General features: G+C 64.4%; 9 protein-coding genes and 1 pseudogene. 4 read left to right on the top strand and 6 right to left on the bottom strand.

Translation table 11 applies throughout. The features are described from left to right. Positions 1–74 precede the first annotated feature (74 nt). On the bottom strand, positions 75–1,229 hold the full coding sequence (locus AC5RTT_RS03820; protein ID WP_494144064.1) for an alpha/beta hydrolase: 1,155 nt from the start codon (positions 1,227–1,229) through the stop codon (positions 75–77). Between the two features lie 35 nt (positions 1,230–1,264). Further along, positions 1,265–2,251, bottom strand: coding sequence for a polysaccharide deacetylase family protein (locus AC5RTT_RS03815; protein WP_494144063.1), 987 nt, complete (start codon positions 2,249–2,251; stop codon positions 1,265–1,267). Positions 2,252–2,854: 603 nt separating this feature from the next. Between AC5RTT_RS03815 and AC5RTT_RS03810 the strand changes: the two genes are divergently transcribed. From AC5RTT_RS03810 to AC5RTT_RS03795, 4 genes are all read left to right on the top strand, one after another. Further along, positions 2,855–6,010: an HAD-IA family hydrolase gene (locus AC5RTT_RS03810; protein WP_494144062.1), complete on the top strand. Its 3,156-nt coding sequence runs from the start codon at positions 2,855–2,857 to the stop codon at positions 6,008–6,010. A gap of 250 nt (positions 6,011–6,260) precedes the next feature. Beyond that, a complete protein-coding gene (ppsA, locus tag AC5RTT_RS03805) occupies positions 6,261–8,663 on the top strand; it encodes a phosphoenolpyruvate synthase (protein ID WP_494144061.1) in 2,403 nt (800 codons plus the stop codon). Next, entirely contained in the window at positions 8,660–9,685 is a 1,026-nt protein-coding gene (locus tag AC5RTT_RS03800) for an ATP-dependent 6-phosphofructokinase (protein ID WP_494144060.1), read from the top strand. Before ppsA ends, AC5RTT_RS03800 begins: the two co-directional genes overlap by 4 nt. A 219-nt stretch (positions 9,686–9,904) precedes the next feature. Then, positions 9,905–10,369: a pyridoxamine 5'-phosphate oxidase family protein gene (locus tag AC5RTT_RS03795; protein WP_494144059.1), complete on the top strand. Its 465-nt coding sequence runs from the start codon at positions 9,905–9,907 to the stop codon at positions 10,367–10,369. A gap of 4 nt (positions 10,370–10,373) precedes the next feature. Here the strand turns inward: AC5RTT_RS03795 and AC5RTT_RS03790 are convergent, their stop codons facing one another. The 4 genes and pseudogenes from AC5RTT_RS03790 to AC5RTT_RS03775 form a co-directional block, all read right to left on the bottom strand. After that, entirely contained in the window at positions 10,374–12,830 is a 2,457-nt protein-coding gene (locus tag AC5RTT_RS03790; protein WP_494144058.1) for an HAD-IC family P-type ATPase, read from the bottom strand. A gap of 9 nt (positions 12,831–12,839) precedes the next feature. After that, positions 12,840–13,373: a flavodoxin family protein gene (locus tag AC5RTT_RS03785; protein WP_494144057.1), complete on the bottom strand. Its 534-nt coding sequence runs from the start codon at positions 13,371–13,373 to the stop codon at positions 12,840–12,842. Then, positions 13,370–13,831, bottom strand: a complete 462-nt coding sequence (locus tag AC5RTT_RS03780; RefSeq protein WP_494144056.1) for a flavodoxin family protein — start codon at positions 13,829–13,831, stop codon at positions 13,370–13,372. Before AC5RTT_RS03780 ends, AC5RTT_RS03785 begins: the two co-directional genes overlap by 4 nt. Then, positions 13,828–14,322, bottom strand: a pseudogene (locus tag AC5RTT_RS03775) (zinc-binding dehydrogenase); the annotation flags it as partial. The gene AC5RTT_RS03780 and the pseudogene AC5RTT_RS03775, both read right to left, overlap by 4 nt. Positions 14,323–14,419 lie beyond the last annotated feature (97 nt).

The raw sequence follows: 14,419 nt of genomic DNA, 5'->3' as shown, positions 1-14,419 counted from the left end.
ACCAATCGACGTCCAATTAGCCGGAGTCCAACAAGGCGGCCGCGTCCACGCGTGCGGAGCCGAACTCCTCGGGGTCAACCCCGGATAGTTCCTGATCCTGCCCGGCCATGATCCAAAGATAGTCCCGACGGGGGTGCTTGGTTAGGGGCATGGGACACGGGGAAGGTGTTCGTAGGGAACTCCGCAACCCTCCGAACAAAGGCGCGCAGCCGCCGGTAGACTTCCTGGGATTCCGGGTAGCGGTAATCCTGTTGCCACGTATGTTCAGTGTTTGCGTTCGCCCACGGGTAGATCAGTGTCTCAACCGATACATCGTGATTTCGGAGCCGCTCAATGAAGTTCACATTGGCTCTGTAGAAGAAGTCCCGCTCGGAAGTGGTGACAAAGACCGGCGGGTGCCGGCTGTCCAGCCACTCAATGGGGGAGACGAAACCGGTGGCGGCTTTCAGGCGCTCGGCCGCCTCACGGGCTTGACGCAACCTTAGGCCGCGGCGCCTTGGCAGGCCCTCCGATGGCAGCAGCATGCGGACAAAGTTCAGGCTGAGGACAAAGCCGCTCTCGAAAAAGACGGAGAAATCGACCGCGCTGCAGTGTTGGACCAGCCCTTTCAGGTGCCCCGCGGGAATGCCGGGTTGCAGGGAGTAATGCGCGGCCAGTTCGGGCCGCAGGCTGAGCGCAGTGAGCAAAGCCGCGATGTGGCCGCCGGCCGAGTCTCCGCCAAGGACCAGGCGCTGGGGATCCCCGCCGTACGCGCTGATGTTGGCGTCCACCCATGCCAGCGCAGCATTTGCGTCCTCAAGCACATGACCCATATGGAAGCGGGGCGCCCGCCGATAGTTGACGTTCACCACCGCCATGCCGCCCAGGACCTGGTTTGCACAATATTTCGTCACGGCGGCCTTGTCACCGGACGTCCACCCTCCGCCGTGGAAGTAGACGTAGACGGGAAGCAATTCTCCAGCCTCAGCAGCGCCTTGATGGTCTGCAGGTGTGGTGGCCAGGGGGGTTAACACATCGAGGCGGTGGGCGGCCAGGCCATCGCCGCCGTAGTCCAGGTCGTGGGTGTATGCCACTTCAGTGAGCGGGTCCGTGTTGAATCTTGCACGCTCGCGGGAGCCCACCGCCAGCATCAGGAACCGCCAGGTCCACACAGGCACACGGCGCAACACGCCCCGGGCATTGCGAGCCAAGGAAAAGGTACTGCCGGAACCGGCGGCCACCGCGGTCATCCTTCAATTCTAGGGGCTGGCAGCTGGCGGGTTTTCTAGCCGCCCAGCATCACGTCGAGGGTGACGAAACGGTAGCCGGCGGCACTGATCCGATCGATGACGACGGGCAGTGCGTCGGCGTCGAGGGTGCTGCCGTCGTCGGGATTGGAGCCGATGTGCATGAGGACGATTTCACCGGGCTGGAGGCTGGCAAGAACCCGGTCGATCACGGTTTGCGGGCTGATGCCGGCGCTGGTTCCCTTCCAGCCCAGGGTGTCCACTGTCCAGCGGACCGCCACATAGCCCAGGTTGTTCACGGCCGCGATGGTCCTTGCATTCCGTTCGCCGAAGGGGAAGCGGAAGAAGGGGCGCGGATCCGCGCCGGCTGCCAGGATCACCTGCTCTGCCCCCAGGACCTGTTGGACGGTCAACTGGTCAGAGAGGCCGGTGAACCCGGGGTGCGTCATGGAGTGGTTGGCCACGCGGTGTCCGCCGGCAACAATCTGGCCAACCGCTCCCGGGTTCGTTTCAGCCCAGTTGCCGGTAAGGAAAAAGGTGCCCTGCACGCCCTTGGCGGCAAGTGCTGCCAGGATTTTGGGCAATCCGGCGGCATTGGCCCCGGCGTCGAACGTCAAGGCGACCACATTCCCGGCGCCGGGAAGGACGGTGAGATCCTGGCCGCGAAGTGAAGCCGGGAAAGCATCAGCGGGAGGCGGCGCTGCCGTGTCTGGCGGTTCCGGGGGAGGGACAGGCGGCAGCGTGACGGGCGGCTCGACCGGAGTCTGTCCCGCTTCCGGCGTCTCTGTCCCTGCCGGAGGCGGCGACGGTGGTTGTGAAGGCGCAGTAGGCGCCGTAGGAGACGGCGTCGGAGCGGGGGAGCTCGTGGCCGGGTCCGTGGAGGTCTGCGCAGGGGCCGACGACGGCGGGCTGCCGGGTTGGGACATCATCACCACGGCGAGCGCAATGACGAGAGCCAGCAAGCCAAGCGCCGCCACCACGGCGACCACGCGCCGTCGTCCGCTTCCAAGGGTCGGTTGTGACATGGCCTTCAGCTCCTTATCCCCTAACCATGCTCCCGGCCACGGTTCCTGGACCAGAGCCGAAAGTCACCCAATCCGGGCGAACTCCGCATGGCCGGGACCTAAGCCTCTGGCGCTGCAGAGAAGGGCGGGCAACAGTGATTCCAGGCCGTGTGGATCGTTGCCCGGCCGCAATGGGAGGACTCGAAATGATGTTTTGGAACGGCAACATGGGTGGTTGGGGCTCCGTGCTCATGGTCATAAGTTTTGTCTTGTTCTGGGGTGCTGTTATCGCGGCCATTGTCCTGTTGGCCCGGGCGCTCGGACCGGCCAACAGGGGGACCAGTCCCGGCTCGAACGCTGGCTATGCGGAGGATCTGCTGGCCCAAAGGTTTGCACGCGGAGAAATAGACGAATCCGAATACACCGCCAGGCTTGATGTCCTTCGACGTGGTCCCCGCAGATGAGGCCTGGCTGCTCCACTTCACAACGGGTGGCAGCCGAAACCGCCGGAGCGGATAGCCACCGGCAGCCGCCGAGCCTTATAGGTAGCCGTGCCATGCAACTCCGCCTTGGGCCCCGCACGTTGTTCCTTCCTGTTGGCTTGCCGGCCGGCGGCGACCCGCCATGACCGCGTCACCTACTGCTTCTGCAGCGCTGTCACCTTTTGACGCCGTGATCTTTGACTTGGACGGCGTGGTGACGGACACGGCCTCGGTGCATGAAGCTGCCTGGAAGCAACTTTTCGACGACGTACTGGCAGATCCACGGCTTCCTGCTGAAGCAAGGCGGGACCCGTTCACTAAGGACGATTACCTGGCCTACGTGGACGGCAAGCCCCGGGAAGACGGCGTGACAACCTTCCTCGCGGCCCGCGGCATCACCCTGCCCGAAGGCAACCGCGCAGACAGCGCCGGCACGTGGTCGGTACATGGCCTGGCCAAACTCAAGGACCAGCTGTTCAAGGCGCGGCTGGCACGCGATGGCGTCAGGACCTTTCCGGGAACGGTCGCACTGATCGACAGGCTGCGCTCGGCACACATTCCCTTGGCCGTGGCAACCTCGAGCCGCAATGCTTCCGCTGTCATCGCCGCGGCAGGCCTCTCTGGTTCATTCGACCTTGTGATGAACGGAGTCATGGCAGGCGAACTTGGGCTCCCGGGAAAACCCGACCCTGCAGTCCTCCTCGAGATCGTGCACCGGCTGGGCGTGGCACCTGCCCGGGCAGTAGTCATTGAAGACGCCACAGCCGGTGTGGAGGCAGCACGCCGCGGCGGTTTCGGCCTGGTTGTCGGTATAGACAGGGTGGGCCGGAGAACCGAACTGGAGGAGGCAGGCGCCGATGTTGTGCTGACTGACGTTGGCCAGCTGGACCTGGGCCGTGTCCTGACCGACCCATGGCGTCTGATCTATGAAGGCTACGACCCCGCCCACGAAGGTCACCGGGAGGCGCTGACCACGCTGGGGAACGGGTACCTGGCAGTCCGCGGTGCTGCACCCGAGAGCAGCAGGAGCGACGTCCACTACCCCGGCACGTACCTAGCGGGCGTGTACAACCGGCTGGTGAGCAATGTCCAGGGCCAGGATGTGGAAGACGAGCACATGGTTAACGCGCCCAACTGCCTGGTGCTGGACATCCGCCTTGACGGAACCGACTGGTGTTCCCGGGGCGGCCTGAAGATTATCCGGGAACGGCGGGTGCTCGACATGCGCCGGGCCATCCTGGAACGGGAAGCAGTCCTGGAAGCCCCCGACGGTCGACGGCTGGTACTGGGCCAGCGGAAGTTCGTGTCGATGGCCCAACCGCACCTCATGGCGCTCCATACTTCCCTCACGGCTGTGGGCTGGAGCGGTTCAGCGGTGATCCGCAGCGGAGTGGACACGGGCGTGACCAATGAGAACCTGCCGGAAGACGCGCTCCTGAACCACCACCATCTTGTCCCGCTCGCAGTGTCGGACCCGGCCGGGCCGGTCACGATAGTGGAAGTCGAAACGAGCCAAAGCCACATCCGGATCGCGGCAGCATTGAGAACCGATGTCTCCGGGCAGGCCGCCGATGGCGGGCCGGGCGAGGAGGAGGGAGTCCACTACCGGTCTTGGGAACTTCAGCTGACGGACGCCGTGCCGGTAGGTATCACCAGGATTGCGGCGATGGCCACCTCCCGTGACCGGGCAGTTTCCTCCCCCGCACTTGCCGCCGGAAACCTCCTCCGGGCAGCACCAAGCTTTGAGCACTTGCTGTCCCGGCACGGGGACACCTGGGAAAGGCTGCTTGGCCTGTTCGCCATCAGTCTCGACGGCAGTCCGCAGGTGCAGCTGATCCTGAACCTGCACGTCTTCCACCTGCTTCAGACGCTCACCCCCAACACTGCTGAGCTGGACGCCGGGGTGCCTGCACGCGGGCTGCACGGCGAGGGCTACCGGGGCCATATCTTTTGGGATGAGCTCTTCGTCCTGCCCCTCCTTACTACCAGGATGCCCTCGGTAGCGCGCTCCCTGATCAACTACCGGTGGCGCAGGCTTCCCGCTGCCCGGGAAGCGGCCGCGGCAGCAGGACTGAACGGAGCGCTTTTCCCCTGGCAGAGCGGAAGCGACGGGAGGGAGGAGACCCCGCGCTGGCTCTACAACCGCCGCTCGGGCCGGTGGGTGCCGGATTACTCCCACCTTCAACGCCACGCGGGCCTCGCTGTCGCTTTTAACGCCTGGCAGTACTACCTGGCTACCCAGGACAGGGAATGGCTCCTTCGGCATGGGGCCGAGCTGATCGTTGAGGTGGCACGCCTCGTGGCCTCCATGGCAGACCACGACCCGGACACGGACCGGTTCCACCTCCGGGGCATCATGGGCCCGGACGAGTATCACACCGGCTACCCGCTCAGCCCGGAACCGGGGCTCAACGATAACGCGTACACAAATGTCATGGCTGCCTGGGTCTGCGCCCAGGCCTGCGGGATCATGGCACTGCTCCACGGACACGACCTTGAGGACCTCAACCGGCGACTGAAGGTGGACGGAACGGAAATCGACGGTTGGCGGCACGTCAGCACACGGATGTTCGTGCCGTTCCACGACGGCATCATCAGCCAGTTCGCGGGTTATGAGGAACTGCGGGAACTGGACTGGGAGCGCTACCGGAACGCCTACACCAACATCGAACGCCTTGACCTGATCCTCGAGGCCGAGGGAGACAGCACTAACGGTTACCGGCTGGCCAAACAAGCTGACGTGCTCATGCTGCTCTACGTCCTGGGGGAAAAGGAACTGACGCTCTTTCTGGCCGGCCTGGGCTATGAAGTGTCCACCGCGCAACTCGAAAAGACCGTCGACTACTATCTGGCACGCACGGCGCACGGCTCCACCCTCAGCCGGGTGGCGCATGCGTCAGTGCTGGCGGCAAGGGACCCGGACCGGGCCTGGAGCACCTTCCGTGAAGCTCTCAGCGCGGACCTCGACGACACCCAGGGAGGCACAACCCGCACCGGGATCCACCTTGGGGCGATGGCTGGAAGCATCGACGTTGTGCAGCGGAGCTTCGCCGGGCTCCGCATCACCGCTGATGCGCTCCTCTTCGCACCGAGGATGCCCAAAGGCATACGGGCAGTGTCTTTCCAGGTCCTCTACCGCGACCACCTGCTCGCCATCAACCTGGAGCACGGAAAATTGACGGTCGCAGCCGCTCCGGGTGACGCGCCCGCAATTCTGCTCCAGGTCGGCTCTGAACGGGTCCTCCTGTGCGCGGGCGACACACAGGAGTTTCCGCTCGCTGCCGTGGAGCATCAGTAACGCAGCAGGGACGCGCTTCTCCTGGCCGCGGGTAACCGGGTTCCGGCCGACGTGACCCTGGTGACGGTTTCCGCCTGCACCGTGCCACAGTGCCGCCGTGGAAGCAGGGCTTGTTGACCGACAGTGCGGCTGCTCTGGGCTGTCGTGGCCGAACGCCGGAATGGAAGGACAAGTGGCTAGCCGCCCGCCCAGGCATGTGCAGGGACTAAAGCCCCTTCTGTCCCGACCCTTCAACGGAGAGGATCGAGCCATGACTGCAAGGACAACAATGACCGGCGTTAACGTGCTGCTGCTGGAAGACGTGGGGATGGACGACGTACCCGCTGTGGGCGGTAAGAACGCGTCCCTCGGTGAGCTGATCCGGTCCTTGGCCGCTTCCGGCGTCCGGGTGCCGGAGGGTTTTGCCACCACCGCCGCCGCATACCGGGCATTCATCGCTGCCAACGGCCTGGAACCGGGGATTCGTTCCGCCATTGGCGGGTATCGCGCGGGCAGCGCCAGCCTGCGGGAAGCCGGCGAGGCTATCCGCGAACTTATCCTTGCAGGCCAGTTTCCGCCGGACATCGCAAACGGAATCAGGGAACACTACAGGGCCCTGTCCACGAGGACGGGACAGGAGCGGGTGTCAGTTGCCGTGCGCAGCAGTGCCACGGCTGAAGACCTGCCGGATGCGAGCTTTGCCGGCCAGCAGGAAACGTTCCTCAACGTCACTGGTGAACGTGAGCTGATGGAGGCCTGCAGGCGCTGCTACGCATCCCTGTTCACTGACCGGGCCATCAGCTACCGCGAACTCAAGGGCTTTGACCATCTGGACGTCGCCCTGTCCGTCGGCATCCAAAGGATGGTGCGTTCAGACCTTGGAGCGTCCGGGGTGATGTTCTCCATCGATACGGAGTCCGGGTTCCCGCGCAGTGTCCTGATCAGTGCTGCGTGGGGGTTGGGTGAAACGGTGGTCCAAGGCACCATCAACCCGGACAAGTACCAGGTGTTCAAGCCGTTGTTGGCCGTTCCGCACCTGGTGCCCATCATTGAAAAGACCCTCGGCGCCAAAGAACGGAAGATGGTGTACAGCCACGGCGGGCATGCGCGTACGCGGACCGTTGAAACCACGGACGAGGAGCGGCGTTCCTTCGTGCTTGACGATTCGGAGGTAGTGACGCTGGCCCGCTGGGCTGTTGCGGTGGAGGAGCACTACGGCCGGCCGATGGACATGGAGTGGGCAAAAGACGGATCCAGCGGGGAGCTTTTTATGGTCCAGGCCCGGCCGGAGACCGTCCAGGCCCGGCGCAGCGGGTCCGTTTTCACCGTCTACCACCTCCGGCAGCAGGGCAGGCTTCTGGCCTCCGGTGCAGCCATCGGTGAATCGATCGCCCGGGGCACCGCCTGCGTGGTCAGGGACGCCAAAGACATCGAAGACTTCCGTGACGGCGCAATCCTCGTCACCAGGATGACCGATCCGGACTGGGTACCCATCATGCAGCGCGCCGCGGGCATCATCACGGACCATGGCGGTCCCACCAGCCATGCCGCCATCGTCAGCAGGGAACTCGGCGTGCCCGCTGTGGTGGGCACCGGCAACGGCACCTCCGTCATGCACGACGGAGCGCCCGTCACGCTGTCCTGCGCCGGAGGCGAGAAGGGGGAGGTCTATGAGGGAATGCTTGCCTTTGACGTCGAAGAGGTGGACCTCGGGGCCCTGCCTGCAACCCGCACCGCCGTGATGGTCAACATCGCCAGCCCCGCGGCAGCCTTCCGGTGGTGGCGCCTGCCTGCTTCGGGAGTGGGGCTTGCCAGGATGGAGTTCATAATCAGCAACCTGATCCGGATCCATCCGATGGCGCTGGTCCATCCCGAACGGGTGACTAATTCGGCCGAGGCTGCCCGTATCCGGCAGCTCACCTCTGGTTACCCGGACCTGCAGGAGTACTTCGTTGACGTCCTGGCTACCGGCATCGCCAAGATCGCGGCCCCCTACCACCCGAACCCCGTGATCGTCAGGCTCAGCGATTTCAAGAGCAATGAGTACGCGCACCTGATAGGGGGCGGGTCCTTCGAAGCCGCCGAGGAAAATCCCATGCTGGGTTTCCGCGGAGCGTCGCGCTACTACAATGATCGTTACCGGGAAGGATTCGCTCTTGAGTGCAAGGCGTTAAAGCGCGTGCGGGAGCGGATCGGCTTCGCGAATGTCATCGTGATGGTTCCGTTCTGCCGTACTCCGGGAGAAGCGGACCTCGTGATCCAGGTAATGGCTGAGAACGGACTGGTCCGCGGTGCAGAGGGACTGCAGCTGTACATGATGTGCGAGATTCCCTCGAACGTCATCCTCGCCACCGAGTTCGCCCGGCGCTTCGATGGATTTTCCATCGGTTCCAATGACCTGACCCAGCTGGTCCTGGGTGTTGACCGCGACTCCGAACAGCTGGCCGGGCTTTTTGACGAACGGGACGAGGCCGTCACCACGATGATTGCGCAGGTCATCGCCAGGGCACACGCGGCCGGCATCAAGATCGGCATCTGCGGCCAGGGCCCGAGCAACCATCCCGATTTCGCCGAATTCCTGGTGAAGCAGGGCATCGATTCCATATCTCTGAACCCGGACACCTACGTCAGGACTGTTCCGGTCATCGCAGCCGCCGAAAATTCCCCCCGATGACCACGCTGGGCATCCTGACCAGCGGCGGGGACTGCCCCGGGCTCAATGCCGTGATCCGTGCCGCCGTGCTGAGCGGAGTGATCTCCCATAGCTTCGACTTCGTGGGCTTCCGGGACGGCTGGCGCGGGGTATTGGACCGGGACGTGATTGCGCTGCCGCGCCATGCCGTGCGCGGGATCGCCAGGCTCGGCGGCACCATCCTGGGCACGTCCCGGACCAATCCGCTCAAGGACGGCGGTGTGGATGCCGTGCGCAGGAGCCTTCAGGTGCTGGGCGTCTACGGGATCATCGCTGTGGGAGGAGAAGGCACCCTTGCGGCGGCGCAGGAACTGTCGGGCCAGGGAATCAAAATTGCGGGGGTTCCGAAGACGATCGACAATGACCTTGACGCCACCGATTTCACGTTCGGTTTCGATACGGCAGTCCAGACGGCAACGGAAGCCATTGACAGGCTGCGCACCACCGGTGAGTCGCATCACCGCTGCATGATTGCCGAAGTCATGGGACGCAATGCCGGCTGGATCGCCCTGCATGCCGGGATGGCCTCCGGTGCGCACGCCATCCTTATTCCGGAGCAGAAGGTCTCCCTGCGGCAGGTTGCCGCGTGGGTGGCGTCCGCGAACAGCAGGGGCCGGGCGCCGCTGGTGGTCGTGGCGGAAGCCTTTGTTCCGGAGGGCCAGGAGGAGCCGTATTCGCCCAGGGGCCTGGACACGTTTGGCCGGCCGCGGCTGGGCGGAATCGGCATCCGCCTTGAGCAGGAACTGCAGGAGCTTACGGGAATTGAAACACGGGCCACCATCCTGGGCCATATCCAGCGCGGCGGTGCACCCACGGCCTTCGACAGGGTCCTGGCGACGCGGCTGGGTATGGCAGCCGTGGAGTCTGCTGCGAACGGCCGCTGGGGAACCATGGTCTCGTTGCGCGGCACCAGCATCATCAACATCGGCTTTGAGGCGGCGCTGGGCAGGCTTAAAACTGTGCCTGAGGACCGCTACAGGGAAGCAGCGGTCCTCTTTGGCTGATGCACCCGCCGCCGGCAGAACCGGCCAGGCTGTCAGCTCCGGCTGATTTCGATCTTTTTAGCGGGCGGTTGCTCGGCTGCTGTAGGCACGGGTGTCCGCACCTCAAGAAACCGGTCCGGCTGCCGCACCCGCTAATCGTCAGTCCAATCACCGCAGCGACCCAGAGGCTTTGGTCCCGGCGCCGCAGTAACCGCGCTTTCCGGGACTAGGATCAGGACCATGAGCAACTCCGCCCCGCCGCCGGCCACCGAAGTACTCGCACCGGAAGACTGCTGGAAGTATTTGCAGTCCTCCTACATCGGGGGGCTTGCCCTGATCAGCGGTGCCGCTCCCGAGATTTTTCCCGTGAACATCCTCACGATTGGCCGGAGTGTTGTCTTCCGCACGGCACCCGGAACGAAACTTCGGGCGCTGCTCACCGGCGCTCCGGTTGCCTTGGAGGCTGACGGGCTCAACGCCTACTCGACAGAAGTCTGGAGTGTTGTCCTTAAGGGAACGCCGGGGCCGTTCACCGGCAATGCGGCTGATCTCCAGGCGGGCCCGGACCACGAACCCTGGCAGGGCGGACTGAAAGAGCATCTGGTGCAGATCACGCCGCTGGATGTGTCAGGGCGGAGGTTCGCAGTCTCGCCACGCACGCGCTGGTGGCCGCCGTTGGACTTTTCAGCTGACTGGATGGACTAGCACGTCAGGTGCTGCCCCTGTCCCGCTGCGGGCGCTCGTCCCTACTGAACCTCCGGGCGTGCGCCCGGCCCAGGACCGCGATGCCAAGGACCGCGGCGGCGGCCGTGGCGAAGGATGCGGTTGCGAGCTCCGTCGGGGGCCACTCCAGCATAAAGAATTCGTGCAGGAGGGGGACCGTCATCAGCAGGACGACTCCTGCGCACATGGCCGCCACGACGGCCAGCCGGAGACGGGATAAGGGGCGGCTCACAGCGGCCAGCACGCCGAGGGCCACCAGCGTCAGTACGAGGACTGAGGCTGTACGGGTGGCGGCGGTACTGAAGCCACCCACGGCCAGGGCGTAGGCCTGAACGGCCAGGACCGCCGTCGCAATGACGATCCCGGAAGGCACCGCCATGGCGAGCGACCGCTTCAAGAAACCCTGCCTGTAGCGGCGGGGGTTGCTCATGAGGGCCAGGAAGAACGCCGGTATGCCTATGGTGAGACCGTCGGTCACGGACAGTTGCCGGGGCAGGAACGGAAAGCTCCACATCAGTGCCCCAAACGCCACCGACAGGACGGCAGCGTAGGTGGTCTTGCTGAGGAACAACACCGATACCCGCTCAATATTGGCAATGACCTGCCGGCCTTCGGCCAGGACGGCCGGCAGCCGGTCAAAGTGCCCGTCCAAGAGCACCAGGCGGGCTACGGCCTTGGTGGCAGGCGCGGCGGTGTCCATGGCGATGCCAATGTCCGCCTCCTTCAATGCCAAGGCGTCATTCACGCCGTCGCCCGTCATTGCAACGGTATGCCCCATGCGCTGCAGCGCCAGGACCATGTCCCGTTTCTGGTCAGGTGTCACTCGGCCGAAAACGGAAAAACTCTCCAGCGTCTTGTCCAGCAGAGGGGAAGCCGCGGGCAAAAGCCGCGCATCGTAGCCGGCGCCGACGTCGAGGCCCAGTTCCTGCGCCACGGCAGTCACCGTTCGGTGGTCGTCGCCGGAGAGAATCTTCACGGCGACTCCCTGCATACGGAAAAAGGCCAGGGTCTGCGCCGCGTCCGGGCGGACTTTTTCGCGGAAAGTGAGGAGGACGGCAGCCTTGAGCCCGTCCGGCAACTGCTGATCCTCCGGAGCGCTGTCCGGCAGGGGGTCCGGCGTGTAGGCCAAAAGCAGGGTGCGCCGGCCTTCCGACGCGAGGCGCCGGGCCTGAAGCAGCACGTTCGCACTTGTCTGACTGCCTCCGGCCAAGAGCATGTCCGGTGCCCCCAGCACCCAGGTCCCAGCGCAGGGGCCTGGCGCGGAAAAGCCGGCCGCGCTCCACTTCCTGACGGAGGAAAAAGGAACGACGGCGGCAGGAGACTGCGCGCCGTCGGTAGGGAAAGCAGCCGCGAGGCAGCGCGCGGTGGCGTTCGCATGGGGATCTGCCCCGAACCATCCCAGCGCTGTCCGCCAGCCCTGGGAAAGAGACCCGTCGACGGCGTGCACGGCGTCGAAGACCATCCGTCCGTCGGTCAGGGTGCCGGTCTTGTCAATGCACAGGACGTCCACGCGCGCCAGGCCTTCCACCGCAGCCAGCTCCTGGACGAGCACTTGCTGGCGTGCTAGCCGCACACCGCCCACAGCGAAGGCAACGCTGGTCATAAGCACGAGTCCCAAGGGAATCATTGCGATGGCCGCGCCCACTGCTCCCACTAGGGCTTCCAGCCACGCCCCGGTACGAATGGCGGCCTCCCAGCCGCCCTTGGCGTGCATCTGGCCGTTAACCACGATGGCAACAAGGGGCAGCAAAGCCCAACCGATCCACCGAAGGACCCGGGCAACTCCGTTCCGGATTTCTGAATGAACCAGGGAAAAGCGTTTGGCTTCTGCCGTGAGCCGGCTGGCGTAGGAGCCTGCACCCACGGCCGCCACCCGCGCCAGACCCTGGCCGGCCGTCACCGTCGAACCTGAGAGGATCGTCGCCCCAACGCCCTTGCTTACCGCGTCTGATTCTCCGGTAAGGAGCGACTCGTCCAGCTCAAGGCCGTTGCTTTCAAGGACTACCGCGTCCGCCCCAACCTGGTCACCTGGCTGCAGCACGGCGACCTCGTCCATGACCACGTCGGAAAGTTCAATCTCCTGTATCTGTCCGTCGCGCAGGACCCGGGCGCGCGGGGTGTCGAGGATCGCAAGCCGGTCAAGCAGCCGCTTCGCCCTGTACTCCTGGACCACCCCGATAATGGCGTTGCTGACAGCAGCGAAGCCGAAGAGTGCGTCCCGCCATTGGCCCAGGAGCAGCAGCAGGAGGAAACAACCGCCAACAATGCCGTTCAGCAATGTGAGGACATTAGCCCGGAGAATCTGCCACAGGCTCCTGCTGGTGGCATCAGGAACGCCGTTGGCCAGCCCTGCCAGCGTTCGTTCCCGTACTTCGGCTGCCGAGAGGCCCGTTCCTGCCCTCGCAGCAGAACCGGAAGGAACAGGAGCCCCGGCCGCACTCATGCCGTGCATTCAGGAATGCGAAGAGAGGGCTGAGCCCAGGGTTTTTCCCCACTCCCGGGCCCTGTCGAGCTCGCCCGGCAGTAGCTGGTTGGTGTCGTCGACGAGGAAGCTGGCCGGCTCAGCGATCACATCGAAGCCATGCTTCCGGAGCCGTTTGGCGATGCCTTTGGACGCGTGGCCGGTCAGTAATTCGTTGCCTTCAAGCCGGGTGTCGAAGGCTGCCGCCTTACCTTTGGTTCTGTCCAGGGAGGCAAACCAGGCGCGCAGGTTCGGCCCGTCGGCCGGGGAATCGGGCACCAGGCCCTTTTCCGGATGCTCAAGGGCGTCTTTGACAGCCAGTTCCCACATTGGCTTCCTGCTCATGCCATGGATGTGGGTGGGACCTCCCACCACCAGCAAGTCTGTTTCAGGTGGCTCCGTGGTGCCCGCGTCCGCAACTGACATCACCCGGGCTTCCGCGGCACTCCCCAGACCCTGAGCAATCGCTTCCGCTATGGCGTGGGTATTGCCATAGAGCGATTCGTAGACGATGGCGGCTTTCATGGTGTTGCCTTCCCTTCCAGGGTGGTTGCCAGTTTTTGTGCCCACGCCCCTGCTTTTTCCAGCTCCCCGCCGTGCAGCGGCCCTTCAGTGCCCCGAACATAGAACAGGGCCGGATCGGAGACAATGCTGGCACCGCCCGCTTTGAGCATTCTGGTCATCTTTTTTCCCGCGTCCCCGTGGATGAAGAACCGGACGCGGGTATCGAACGCTGCTGCGTTGATGCCCTTGAGCAGTCCCTCGCCGCCTAACTGCGCCAGCAGTCCGCTGATCCTGGCCGTGGGGTGCCACCCGTTGATGGGGGAGCCCACAACCAGGAGATCATCCGTGGCGAGGGTCCGCGGATCGAAATCCACCACGGGTACCGCCGCAGCTGAAAGGGGTGACAGGTTGCGGGCGATGGATTCTGCGACTGCTTTGGTGTTCCCATAGGCGGAGTCGTAAACAATGTGGGCTTTCATGCAGTGACCACCACCTTCAGCGCATTTGTTTCTGCGGCACGGGCGAACGTGTCGTACGCGTCCACGAACTCATCGAAGCGGAAGTGGTGCGTAGCGAACTTTTCCGCTGGCAGCTTCTTTTGGGCGACGAGTTTCAGCAGCATTGCAGTGGTATTGGCATTGACGAGTCCCATGCTGATGTTGATGTTCCGGATCCAGAGGTCCTCCAGGTGAAGTTCGACGGGTTTCCCGTGAACACCGACGTTTGCGACGTTCCCGCCCGGGCGGACGATCTCTGTGCACATGGTGAATGTGGCGGGGATACCGACTGCCTCGATGGCCACATCAACGCCGTGGCCGTCAGTGAGGGCCAGCAGTTGTTCCTTCCAATCGGCGTCACCGGACGCGACTACGTGCGTTGCGCCAAACACGCGCGACTTTTCAAGGCGGTTTGCGTCAAGATCGACGGCGATAATCGCCGCGGCTCCATAAAGTCCGGCCGTGGCGATGGCAGGGTGTTTCATAGAGTGTGTAAGGGTCCGGTCTCTAACTAGGGTTTGACCTGCGGTTTTACCCTTGAAAGGACGGGCCCTCTTGGCCGAAATCAGT

This window comes from Arthrobacter sp. Y3221157 (assembly GCF_059089865.1).
Note: the sequence above shows the minus strand (reverse complement) of the source record. Positions and strands in the feature narration are given on the sequence as shown.

Coding starts and splice junctions, on each gene's coding strand:
- AC5RTT_RS03820 (WP_494144064.1), bottom strand. CDS start 1,229: ATGACCGCGGTGGCCGCCGGTTCCGGCAGTACCTTTTCCTTGGCTCGC.
- AC5RTT_RS03785 (WP_494144057.1), bottom strand. CDS start 13,373: ATGAAAGCCGCCATCGTCTACGAATCGCTCTATGGCAATACCCACGCC.
- AC5RTT_RS03810 (WP_494144062.1), top strand. CDS start 2,855: ATGACCGCGTCACCTACTGCTTCTGCAGCGCTGTCACCTTTTGACGCC.
- AC5RTT_RS03780 (WP_494144056.1), bottom strand. CDS start 13,831: ATGAAAGCCCACATTGTTTACGACTCCGCCTATGGGAACACCAAAGCA.
- ppsA (WP_494144061.1), top strand. CDS start 6,261: ATGACTGCAAGGACAACAATGACCGGCGTTAACGTGCTGCTGCTGGAA.
- AC5RTT_RS03790 (WP_494144058.1), bottom strand. CDS start 12,830: ATGAGTGCGGCCGGGGCTCCTGTTCCTTCCGGTTCTGCTGCGAGGGCA.
- AC5RTT_RS03795 (WP_494144059.1), top strand. CDS start 9,905: ATGAGCAACTCCGCCCCGCCGCCGGCCACCGAAGTACTCGCACCGGAA.
- AC5RTT_RS03800 (WP_494144060.1), top strand. CDS start 8,660: ATGACCACGCTGGGCATCCTGACCAGCGGCGGGGACTGCCCCGGGCTC.
- AC5RTT_RS03815 (WP_494144063.1), bottom strand. CDS start 2,251: ATGTCACAACCGACCCTTGGAAGCGGACGACGGCGCGTGGTCGCCGTG.